Source organism: Arthrobacter dokdonellae, assembly GCF_003268655.1.
Lineage (GTDB): Bacteria > Actinomycetota > Actinomycetes > Actinomycetales > Micrococcaceae > Specibacter > Specibacter dokdonellae.
On record NZ_CP029642.1, the window covers coordinates 1,142,515 to 1,154,102 of the forward strand.

The 11,588-nt window shown below is 56.9% G+C and carries 9 protein-coding genes; 6 read left to right on the plus strand and 3 right to left on the minus strand.

Going from position 1 to position 11,588, the window contains the following annotated elements:
• The first annotated feature begins 365 nt into the window (after positions 1-365).
• Both DMB86_RS20240 and DMB86_RS05120 read left to right on the plus strand, forming a co-directional pair.
• Positions 366-1,181 carry a hypothetical protein gene (locus DMB86_RS20240; RefSeq protein ID WP_129545470.1) on the plus strand — a complete coding sequence of 272 codons (816 nt, stop codon included), beginning with the start codon at positions 366-368 and terminating at the stop codon, positions 1,179-1,181.
• Positions 1,182-1,389: 208 nt separating this feature from the next.
• Positions 1,390-2,205: a PASTA domain-containing protein gene (locus tag DMB86_RS05120; protein WP_171814371.1), complete on the plus strand. Its 816-nt coding sequence runs from the start codon at positions 1,390-1,392 to the stop codon at positions 2,203-2,205.
• 217 nt (positions 2,206-2,422) lie between these two features.
• Here DMB86_RS05120 and DMB86_RS05125 read toward each other — a convergent pair whose 3' ends face one another.
• On the minus strand, positions 2,423-2,824 hold the full coding sequence (locus DMB86_RS05125; protein WP_113716838.1) for a site-specific integrase: 402 nt from the start codon (positions 2,822-2,824) through the stop codon (positions 2,423-2,425).
• A 388-nt stretch (positions 2,825-3,212) separates the two neighbouring features.
• Between DMB86_RS05125 and DMB86_RS05130 the strand changes: the two genes are divergently transcribed.
• The gene (locus DMB86_RS05130) at positions 3,213-5,594 is read left to right on the plus strand and encodes a DUF4062 domain-containing protein (protein WP_113716839.1); all 2,382 of its coding nucleotides are present in this window, start codon (positions 3,213-3,215) and stop codon (positions 5,592-5,594) included.
• 509 nt (positions 5,595-6,103) lie between these two features.
• Here DMB86_RS05130 and DMB86_RS05135 read toward each other — a convergent pair.
• Positions 6,104-6,325 (minus strand): helix-turn-helix domain-containing protein, encoded by a 222-nt coding sequence (locus DMB86_RS05135; protein ID WP_113716840.1) that lies wholly within the window; start codon positions 6,323-6,325, stop codon positions 6,104-6,106.
• Between the two features lie 447 nt (positions 6,326-6,772).
• On the opposite strand from DMB86_RS05135, the gene DMB86_RS05140 reads away from it, so the two are divergent.
• Positions 6,773-7,246 (plus strand): hypothetical protein, encoded by a 474-nt coding sequence (locus DMB86_RS05140; protein WP_113716841.1) that lies wholly within the window; start codon positions 6,773-6,775, stop codon positions 7,244-7,246.
• On the opposite strand, the gene DMB86_RS05145 is transcribed toward DMB86_RS05140, so the two are convergent.
• Entirely contained in the window at positions 7,221-7,559 is a 339-nt protein-coding gene (locus DMB86_RS05145; RefSeq protein WP_113716842.1) for an ArsR/SmtB family transcription factor, read from the minus strand. The genes DMB86_RS05140 and DMB86_RS05145 overlap by 26 nt on opposite strands.
• A gap of 430 nt (positions 7,560-7,989) precedes the next feature.
• Here DMB86_RS05145 and DMB86_RS05150 point away from each other — a divergent pair, with 430 nt between their 5' ends.
• Together DMB86_RS05150 and DMB86_RS05155 are read left to right on the plus strand one after the other, a co-directional pair.
• Positions 7,990-10,251: a helix-turn-helix domain-containing protein gene (locus DMB86_RS05150; RefSeq protein ID WP_171814372.1), complete on the plus strand. Its 2,262-nt coding sequence runs from the start codon at positions 7,990-7,992 to the stop codon at positions 10,249-10,251.
• A 55-nt stretch (positions 10,252-10,306) separates the two neighbouring features.
• Positions 10,307-11,107, plus strand: a complete 801-nt coding sequence (locus tag DMB86_RS05155) for a sigma factor (protein WP_113716844.1) — start codon at positions 10,307-10,309, stop codon at positions 11,105-11,107.
• Positions 11,108-11,588: the final 481 nt, after the last annotated feature.

Genomic DNA, 11,588 nt, shown 5'->3' on the forward strand with positions numbered 1-11,588 from the left:
TACAAAGTATTGAGACCCGGTGTCCACGAAGAGGTGAGATTCACTGTCCACGATGTAGCGAGATTACACACCACCTACCCGGACTGGCGGTACCCTAAAGCCGTATTTGCCACTCAGCCGATATGCGGTCCAGTATCTCGCCCTTTGTCTCCTTCGAAGCATTTGCGGGCGCGAAGGCTGCATTCTGCGCGATTTACCTGCGCACAGACAACTACAACACGTAACCCATCCGTCCAGCACACCAAAGGCTCCTAGCTGTGGCCAGAGATTTCGCGAGCACGTTAGATGAGTCTCGTCGACCTAGTGCGCACACCCGGCAGATCACTTACAGTAGCAACTAATGAACAAAGGGAGGCTCGGATCGGATGGCACGCTGGAAGCTCTCAATTTCTGACCTAGTGATCGGCTCGATAACTGGGGTGTTCATTTCGTTATCCATTTGGATTATAGTCAGCGAACTCCTTAATTTCCCCACATCAACCATTCAGTTATGGAAAATTTTCATACCTGTAATGCCTTTGACTATTTGGATAGCTTTTTACGCCACTGTCACGAAACAACAGTACGAAAAGGACGCGAATGACCTAAAGCAGCGCGGCGAGATCGATCCCTATATAAAAGAATCAAAACAGAAAATTATCCGCCTATTAATTTCATCTAGCGCAGTCGGATCAGTCGTGATTCTTTCAATTTTCCCTCTGTCGCCCAGAATATCGCCCGATGCCCAAATATCCGGAAAACCGACCGTAACGGAAAGTCATGGTAATGCCATTTTTACGGCTAAGTCGATCGCTGAACTCCTCGATCCAAAACCCGTAGAGACGAGCGTCCTACTAGCTGGACGGCCGGTTCAAACAAAAACATACACAATCTCGGCGAAAAATTGTTCTGATAGCTCGATCGAGGCTCAGGCGGAACTGGGTCAAGCTTATTCGACAATCTTAATTTCATTCTCACTAGGTGACTCTGCGCCGGTTTCTGTAAGAATGAATATCGTATTGACGATTGATGGTATTTCTGAAGATTCTAGAATTTTATCCCCAGCTCAGGGTGTCTCCATGAAATTGAATGTTCGAGGCAAGAGAGCATTAAAGCTAAAAATTGCGACGCTTGGCCAATCAAGTCTCACGTGCGTTGAATCGGCATACGCAGTGGCTGTCAGTGGCACTGCACTTCCTTGAAATTATTACCCTTCTCTAAAATATCGAAACAGAGGTGAAAGTGATGAAAACCAAGCACAGACTTATGAGTCTGACTGTATCCTTTTCAGTTTTTCTCATGTTGGCAACAGGGTGCGCGAGTGGGGGCTCAACGTCGAGGTCGCCGGTAGTCCCCGAGATCTCAACGACCAGCGCGCAATCCACTAACCCACCTGCTCCTCCAAGTACAATGCCCGACCTGATTGGGATTAACTATGATTCTGCAATAGCACAATTAGTACCCTACAACGCTCAAATCACGAAGATCACCAAGATCTCGCCACAGCCCCCCGGCACAGTCATTGCGCAGGAACCAGCTGCGGGAAATCCTTTTCAAACTGGAATAATTCTCACCGTTTCGACATCGGCTCCCATTGTTCCAGATGTCGTCAATTCAACCTTTCAAGACGCGGATCAAAGATTGAAGGGTTTGGGGTTTCAAGTGGTTGAAGTTCCGATACTTGATGGGCAGCGTGTTGATGGCCTAGTCCTAAAGCAGGACCCGCCGGCCGGCACGGCAAATGCGGGGCGGGTTACGCTGCAGGTCGTGAGACACCCAGTTGTCACCTATCTAAGTGATATGAATTATGTTTCTTCCAGTGTTTACAGTTGGCAACCTGGTACGGGTAAATCAAACGGCGTTTCTTATGCCCATGGTATATTAGTAACGTTGGGGGGCGGCAATAATCTTCTGACTGATTTTGATTTATCTCGAAACTACAGGGTACTTAATGGAACTCTAGGGTTGTCTGATAATGCACCAACTGATGCAGCCGTTATGGTCGAAATCGTGGCGGATGGCCGCATATTAAAACATGTTACGTTGACTTTTGGAAAACCAATTTCGATAAATGAAGACGTAGCCGGTGTTCTAAGGCTAGGAATTACGATGACAGCTACAGCCAAGGAAGCTGACGTTGTTTTGGGAGATTTTCAGCTTCTGGGTTTGCCGTCGGAGGTAAACCCAGCTCCGTCTGCGGGTTCCTCCACCGATCCAAATAATTAATTATGACCATCGCCGTCCCCTCGTATTTAGGCGTGATTGCGACCAACAGCGAGTAGATTTCGGATTCAATAGTTCTCGAAGTTGCGGAATCCGCGGGCGATTCGGCGGGTGGTTTACGGTGTGACCTATTCGAAGCCAGCGCCCGTCCTGGACTCCGGACTGTGATGATCGACTTCTACCATCATCACAGTCCGGAGCCCTGCGTACGGGCGTTGCGCTATTGCTTTCGGAAACCGTTGGTGTCACGAATGGTCAGGGTACTTGAGGGGAATACGAGGTCAAGGACCTTTTGTCGAACTGGATCGGCCTGGCGCCGGCGAAGCATCTCGAAGGCGAAGAGCGGCAGGAAGTAGCCTTGCCGTAAGTTCGCGCTCTTGGGGTGGTCCTGGATCTTGAGTCTGTTCTTGCCCCGAATGTCGATGATCGTTCGGCGGACGGTGACGGTCGGCTTCTCGGCCGCCAGATCGACGTCGGACCACCGGATGGCCAGCGCCTCCCTGATCCGGGTGCCGGTGGCCAGCGTGATGTCCATGACGTCGAGGATGTCCTTTTCGTGCAGTCCGTTCTGGCGTCCGGTTGGCTGCTGCCACCGGTAGACGTCGTGCGGAAGTTTAGCCACGTCGTCGATCGTGAGTGCCTGGTCTTCTTTGTTGCCGGTGGGGATGCGGGCAACTTCCCGAAGCGGATTGGCTGGGGCGGCTGTGTGGCGAATGACATCATGCGGGAGAGCAGCGTTTTGGACATTTTGGCTGTTGCCTTGCCGTGTTTGGTGCGCACGCTCTCGAGGAATTTGTCCAGGTGGAGACGTTGGCTTCGCGAATGGTGAGGTTGCCAACGCCGGTCAGGATGTATGTGTCTACGATTTCCCTGTAGCGCGGGCGGTATTGGTCGGCACGCTATCGTCCTTACCAGGTCAGGTACTACTTCCGGGGACCATTGCCGATTCTCCTGTCGCAGAACGGCAACGGTACGCTTGCTGGAAAACGGTCGTTCAAAGGTGAGAATGGATGCAGAAAGACATAAAGGAACTGGTCGTCTTCATTGCCTCGCCAGGTGACTTAGCCGATGAACGACAAATCATCCGGTCAACAGGGGACGAACTGAATCATGCATTGTCGGCATGCGGGATTCGGCTTCGAGTTGTGGGCTGGGAGCTTACTATGCCGGGTTACGGCAGGCCTCAAGAGCGCATTAATCCGATGGTACGCGAATGTGACGTATTCATTGGACTCCTAAACAAGCGATGGGGGACGGCTACAGGGGAGCGTTCATCGGGCTTCGAGGAAGAATTCGAAATAGCCCTAGAGCGTCGAAGGAACGGAGAAGACGCCCCTGCCATTGGCATGTTTTTTGCCAACATCGACGAGGATTCGCTAGCCGATCCCGGACCACAGCTTAGTCAGGTCATCGAGTTCAGAACCAAAGTCAAAGCTGAACGCATCGCGCTCTACGGCGAATTCTCTAATGCCGATCAACTTGGCAAGCGAGTTTCGAATTTCCTGCTCGAGCATGTCCTCCCCCTTGCTCTCGAGGCTGACTCGGGCCAATCGGCCTTGGACGCCACGGGTACTTCCACTCCAAGCAGAGGAGAGCTGCAAGCCACCTCAAATGACGGTGGAAGCGCGCCTCCGCCAAATGCGGCAGCTGAACAGCTTGCCGAAGTTTTGGGCGCTTTTACTTCCATAATGGCTGGAAAGAACAACGAAGGGCCCAAACTGGACATCGACCGTCTAGCGCTATTCGCTCGCGCATGTGAGCGCGACCCGGAACCGCTAGGGTCACATCTTGCCAATCGGTTGTATGGTCGTCGGGACGATTTACAACTCACCGATCTTGAAGGCAGCATCTGGGTGCGGACCTTTTTCATCGATATAGGCCGCTCGACGTCGCCGGAAGAACGAACGATACCTGGATGGGCCATCCTAAATTTCGAGGGAAAGAACCGCCAAGACCGTGTGGAACGTAGATTGCTAGATTTCACTCGGATCGATGACGAACGCGCTGTTCGGGGTGCGCTTAAAATTCTGACTAGTCTCAACCTGCGGCCACTGGCTCTTTGGCAACAGCCAGAAAATGCCACCGATTCAACAGATCTTGACGAAGTCCAGAAAGCCTGGATAGAGATTTTCGCGGCGCTCCCTGGAGCTGAAGCGGCATTCAACTATCTGGTTTCCCAATTTCGACCGGATGACATTTGGCTCGTACGGTCCTTGTCCCAACAACCTACAATCGGCGAATCCACCAAGGAGGCATTGCGCGCTTTTGAGGAGGCCGTAAACGGTGATTTCGCCAAACTTGCTTCATGGGCCCCATATAGCTTCGCCAAGAATGCGGACGCCATCTCTGAATACTTGGCCACTCACATCGATAGTTTGCCTTCGCGGCGCTTGGAATGGGTAGCCCGTTATGCGACCCCTCGCTTGCGTAGGGTCGCTGTCAGGAGACTTCTTACAGAAGGCGAACTCAAGGATACATTGCTCCGTGAAACGTTGGCTTGGAAGGATAGAGAGACTATTCAAATGTTGTCGGCGAAGGCCGCGAGCGATTCGGCCTTCGGAGAAGTGGCATTGGAAATCGTCAGCAACAGCAGCAATTCTCACAGCTTTCCGCAGGAACTAGAACCGCGACTGCTGGCAGCTCTGAGAACGACTGAACAGCTGCAGGCTCTCGTCGAATCATCCCCCTTCAACTATGAACACTGGCAAGCACTCACATTCAAGGAGGGTGAAGGCATGCTCGAAGAATCTCGGCAAATCCTAGACACAGACGCAGCGAGATGGAGGGGTCGGCTTGCACCTTTCTTGGGAGACAACCCGACGACCCTTGAATTCGTTGCAGAGAAAATTCGCGCAGCCGCCAGTGAGTGCATCGGAAATTACGGAGCGGGTGGCGAAGACGCGCTGAGGCTTGTTCGCCAACTGGACAGAGGTCAGTTAGTTGGCCCTTCTCGAGTCTTGGTTGCTCTTTCAAAAATCGCTCGACCGGAATTACTACCGGCGATCCAAGAAGAATTGCCGGCCTTGGATGCATCTACTTTCGTAGACGTTGCTGAGGTAGCCATGGCATCGGACTTGGCCCCCGCTTTGGCCCGAGTTTGGAATACCGCCGAGACTTCCAACCTCCGCGAAGCTTCTCGGCAGTGGTTCCTTCGCCAGCCAGAACGAACCCACGAGGAGTTGCGGGAAGCCCTTCATTCTGAGAGCCCAGGTGAAAGGATGACCGCTCTAGATGTCTTGGGGACGAGATGTTCTAACGATGAGCTCAGGACCCTGCTAGTGGAATATGTTTCCGGGCAAAGGCAGTATTGGTACAACGTGATTGCAGGCATCGACGAGATCCTGTATGGCCTGAAGGTAACCACGGATGAGGAAAGCCGTTCAGATCCCTAGCGGAGAAGAGGAACCTGAGAATGATCTGAAAGTGGCGTTGGCCGCCCGGGGATCGTATTAGGCGGTCTGGTCATAGCTCTTTTGGGAATTCCTGGCGGAACGAAATCGTCAAGTTTCGGCTAAGAATTTTCGGGACAGAGTGACAAAACGGAGGTCTGCTGACTCCTGTCCCTGAACCAAGCGAAGCGCTTCGCTTACAAACTCAATTGCGGCTAGCTGTTTTGATGCGCCACCGTTTTGGGGCCGCTCGTCCCAGGTCTTCGAATTCCAGCCACCAGAACTTGGCGAGTTCGCTCATGACCATGTCAGGGCTGAACACGTCGTCGGTGGCGGGAGTATCTCGTTGAACTTGGACAGGAGGGCGGCTTCAGCCTGTGCCCCGGTTGGCCCGGTCATTTGGTACATCCGGGGCTTTCAGTCGTAGCCGCGCATGGTTGCCCGGTCCCGCCATGTGGTCGGGCCGAGCTTTCGGCGGGTAATTCTTCCCAGGTCCCGAGTGGCGTTTTGCCCTAGCCAACGGGGTCTTCTGTTGTGGCGAGCCACGCGTTGAAGTCCGTGCGGCGGATGCGAAGGTGGCGCCCGATCCTGTGGGCCCTCGGTCCCGCGTGCTTGACGCGCCACTGGTAGAAAGTCTGCTCGGGGATCTGCAGCTCATGGCAGATCTCCTTGGGCGTCATCCACTCATCGACGAAACCATGGGTGGACGGTGCGTGGTCTGTCTGCTCGGTCATCGAATTCTCCTGTTTAGTGTTGGTCTTCCCCCTTCCATGGTGCAAAGACAGTGAAACTACATGACTTCCGTTGGCATGTCGGACGGACGACGGCGGCCGACTCGCCTGGGGCCGGTCACGTGCCGGCGGTCCCCTGCAACATCGGTCGCCCGCTGTGGATAGCGGGGTTCCCGATCATGGCTACGTCGCCATTCTCGACGGTGGTACCGCCAGTCTTGATCCTTGACTCCGGAGACCGTAACGGCATGACTACAAGGGAACGGATGCAGTTGGATCAGGCGACTGCGAAGATGGACAAACATGGAAGCGTAGAAGTGCGCAGGATTGGCCTTGAGTTGCTGATGATGCAGGTCGTGTTTCGCGAACTGATAAAGCCTTTTGGCTTCTTGAAGCGTTCAAGGGGCCGGAACATACTTGAAGAACTCCCGAGTAGCGGATTGGAGAACCATGGCGGACCAGGAATCGCCCGGTGCAGGCGACGAGGCCAGGCGCACGCCTCAAGGTGAGCTTGCTCGAAAGCTTCACCTCTTGCTCGACGTCGCTGTCGCGGAGAGAGGGGAGGCACTGACTTTTCCGGAAATTCGTGCGGCGATGACGGTTCGTGGGGTGGGATTGTCCAGGGCGCGGTGGTCCTACATGAAGGATGGCAATGGGCGACTGGTCCAGGACCGGCCGCTGTTGACCGCGCTGGCTGACTATTTCAACGTGGATCCCGAGTATTTGCTCAGTGTCGAGGACATAGAAACTCCTGAGATGGTCGGCCGGCAGTTGGAGTTCGTGAAGTCGCTGCGGGCCGCCAGGGTCAAGTCATTTGCGGCCAAGACACTTGGGGATGTTTCGCCGGAGACATTGGAGATCATTGTTGAATACCTGGATCAGGATATTGCCCTGCACCCTAGGGGAGGGTCGGCCGTCGATTAAGGAGATAGTCCTGATGGGCATCCAATAGTTCCTTGATGCGGTTTTCAGCCACCGAATAGCGTGGTGACCTGCCGTGCCGGCGGCCCTGAACGATGTCCACGACGATGGCCCCCGTTTTTTCAAGCGCGATCAGGTGCTGGGCAACGCTTGCCTCGCTGGCACTGACGGCATCCACGATGTCCCCGCGCGGCACCGGCCCACTTCCCTCCAGATACCGGATGATTTCGAGGCGGGCCCGATTGCCGAACGTCTCCATTGACGCTTCCACATCGGCCGTCCAGGCCAGGTCTACCGGGTGCGTGATCTTAGGCATGGTTCAATTCTGCACCTTTTATCCACAGAATGACATAGTAGGGGTTGACATTGGGAAACCGTGAGCTGACACTGGTTTATATCCTCTCTGGGGTTCTGGTGCGCAACCGGGATCCATACCATGGCCGCAATGCCGTCGCTCCATTTAGACGGTGTGGTGGCCTACCCCAATAATGTGCAGTTTCTCGTGAACGAAGACGACGATGGTCTCTTACCCGTCAGCTCGAAGGCCCCACCGCAAAGACCAACTTCCGGGCGATTTCAGGCCCGGTTCCCAAGCTCCAGGACCCCGGACACGGTCGGATGACGGGTTTGGGTGTTTATTGAGTTTCCGGGGTTTCTTCTTGCTGGAACCCTGTTAATTTTGCCCATTCTTCGATATAATAGATTAAGGAAAATACCTCTATTGGAAGGGTGAAATGATGGGTCTCATGACTGCTCAACGTCCTCTTCCTGTGGCGATGGCTTCCGGTGCTGTGAAGCTGGGCCTGGCCGGGGAACTCGTGAGCGACGCCGATGGTGGCGGCACTGTTTTTCTGCACGGACAAGCCTCGTTTTCCTGGGACGGCGGTGATGAGGCCGGCCGCCGTTGGGCAGCGGTGAGACTCGCGGCGCTTATGGCAGCCGGCGTCGCTGAGATCGCAGCGGCCTTTGATGTCACACCCACCACGGTGTGGCTGTGGAAGCAACTGCTGACTGAAGGCGGCATTGCCGCGTTGGTGCCGGAGAAGAAGGGTCCGAAGCGGGCTTCCCGGCTCACCGAGAGTGTCATCGCCCGGATCGTGGAACTGCGCAGCACCGGTTTGTCCCAGCAGGCCGTCGGTGACGCGGTCGGCGTCTCGGAGTTCAGTGTCCGCCGGGCCTTGAAAATCGCTGCCGAACAAGCCGCTGCTGACGCTGCGGAAACACCCACCGCCGATGAAGCTGAAGCCTTGGAACCAGCACAGCAGCCCGGGTTGCCGCTCCAGCCGGTCCCGGCACCTCGCGCAGCGGAACGTGCCGCCGCCGGACTGCTTGAATGCGCGGTCCCAGTGTTTTCCCCGGCCGCCCACATCCGGCACGCGGGATTGTTCCTGGCCTTCCCGGCACTGGAAACCACCGGCCTGCTCAGCTGTGCGAAGGAGGTGTACGGGGCGTTGCCGAATGGTTTCTACGGCCTCGAGTCCGTCCTGATCGATGCCGTGCTGCGGGCGCTGGCTGGGGAAGCCCGGGCCGAGGGTGCCACCCGCTTCGACCCAGTGGAACTCGGACGCGTGTTGGGATTGGATCGGGCCCCGGAAGTAAAAACCATCCGCCGCAGAATCAGCCAACTTGCTGAGGCCGGCAACGCCGGGGAACTGATCGCTGCCCTGGCCAAACACCACCTTGCCGGCACCGGCCCGGGCGGGGAGAACCTGGCCGCGATCCTCTACGTTGACGGACACGTGCGCGCCTACCAAGGCACGAAAAAGATCGGGAAAATCTACTCCACCCGGTTGAAGTTCCCGGTCCCGGCTACCGAGGAAACCTGGGTCACAGACGCCCAAGGATCCCCCGTCTTCGTCGTCATGGCCAAACCGGGCGCGTCCCTGGCCGCGGAACTCCGCGGCCTGCTGCCGGAACTGCGCACAGTGGTCGGGGACGACCGGCGGGTATTGGTCGGCTTCGATAGGGGAGGCTGGTCACCGGCGTTGTTCAAGCACATGGATGCGGCTGGTTTTGACGTGCTGACCTGGCGCAAAGGCACCACCAAAGACATCGAAGAGAAATTATTCACTGAGGTCTCCCACACCGACGACCACGGGGAAGAACGCAAATGGTCGGTCGCTGACACGATCGTTGACCTCCCCCTGGCAACAACGAAGAAAACCGGCGAAGTCTTCAGCATCCGCCAGATCAGCCGGATCGTGGGCACCACCGGTGGAGGCACACGGCAAATCCACATCCTCACCACCGACCGTGACCTTCCCGCCGGGGAACTCGTGTATCGAATGGGCAATAGGTGGCGGCAGGAAAACCAGTTCCGCTACGCCCGCATGCACTTCGAGCTGGACTCTCACGATTCCTATGCCTCCACCGGTGACGACGAAGACCGGATGGTCCCCAACCCTGCCAAAGCGAAGGCGTACCAAAAAGTCGTGGCTGCCAGGAACCAGCACGCGGAGGCCGCCGCCATTGCCGATATCAACCTCATGGCGCTGAAAACTCCGGCAGAAGGCAGCAATGAACTAACCATCACGGTCACCAGTGCCATGCACAACCAAGTCATGGCACCGCTCTGGGAGGCAGAAACCGCCTTGATTGCTGCAGAGAAAGCCCACAAGAAGATCCCGGCGAAGCTGCGCCTCGGGGATCTGAACCCGGGCCAGCAAGTCTTGGATACCGAGGTCAAGCTGATCCACACCGGCATCCGCATGGCCGCCTACAACACCGCGATGACCATCGCCCGCGAGATCCGCACCAACACCGGATACAAACGCGCGAACCAGGAAGCCCACGCCCTCATGCGCCAGATGTTCAACCAGACCGGCGACATCGACACCACCAAGCCCGGCTACCTCACCATCACACTGGACCCCCTACCGACCAAAGCCAAAACCGCGGCCGCCGCCGAACTCTGCACCCACCTCACCAGCACCAAAACCCGCTACCCCGGCAGCAGCCTCATCCTCAAATACGAGATCAAAACCAAGGCCCCGGCTCTCATCAATTAAATCGTGATGTCCGGAGTCCTGAGCTCACGGTCCTGATATTAGTGGTGAAGATGTCATGACGGCGGTGGACGATATTTCCCAGTTCGTTCGTTCACGCCTGGCCAGGGCTGGGTGCCCCAACGAGCTGGAGGACGTACTGCAGGACATCCGCGTCGCAGTGTGGACCGGAGTGTCACGGGGACGGTACCAGCCAATGCCGGGCGTCCGCTTCGGGGCGTGGGTCCAGGGCATTGCCAATCACGTGTGTGCGGCCCACATCGCCAAGGCAGCCGCCCGCTACACCGTTCCCCTGTTCACGGCGGAATCCGACGACCATCCCAGCGTCGATCGGCCGCAGGACGTCGTTGCCGAGCCTGCCGGGGTTGCCGATCGAGAATGGGCCCTGAACATACTGAAGCTGACACGCATGTATGCCGGAGAAGAAGCCTGGGGGTCAGCCATGTTCCTTCTTTTGGACGATTATGACGACAGCCAAGGCGCAGCAACCGCCGTTGCCGACCGGACCGACACCCCGGCCAATCGCCGGGCGCGCAGGGATTTGAAATTCGTGCGCCAAGTTGCCATCACGGTGAGAAACGCACTGGCCGTGGTGGATTCCGACAAAGCAAATGCCGACGTAATCGCCATGAGCGCCTCGAAATGCCTGCCCACCGAACTGCACCGCGCCATCGCGGAAACAATCGTTGTTCCCAAGTTGAGCGGACCGGAACGTCTCGCCGCCCTTCCCGTCATTGCGGCCAAGACCAACGTCACGCCGAGATACGTCGCCGTGCAGACCGGACGCGCCAGGGCACTCTACATGGCGGCACTGAAAGTCATCGGGATGTCGCAGCCGCCGCAGGCCATGCCCTCATAGCCCCAAAGCCAGGAACGTGGCTGCACCCAGCCTTCTTGCGTCCCCAGGGCAATGACGTACAGGCAATGCGACAGCGGCAGACAGCATCTGTGTCGTTTGGAAGCGCACGACGGCGTGGCCCGGCTTGAGCGCCGCCTGAGATTCGCCGCGGCTGGGTCATACGCAGTTCGATCCTTTCCTGCATGGACGGGTAAAGGAGGTCTCCAATGCGCGGACCATCAGCATGGAAAGGCTACCTGCCCCGTTCCGGCGACAGTGGTTCCTGATCGCATTACTGGGTGCCCTGGCGGCGGTGGTCATCGCCTTGTTTTTGCCACCGGGTGCAGGCTCGCCCCAACGGGCTACGAGTGGTCCGACCTTCCCGTTTCCGACAAGCGAAACGACAGCAGGGACGGGTCCTGCGGTCGCAGCGGCCACGGCACCGGCTGATGCCGGGGTGTCACCGGGGGAGCCACGGACCCTCGATTTCAAGGCGTACGCC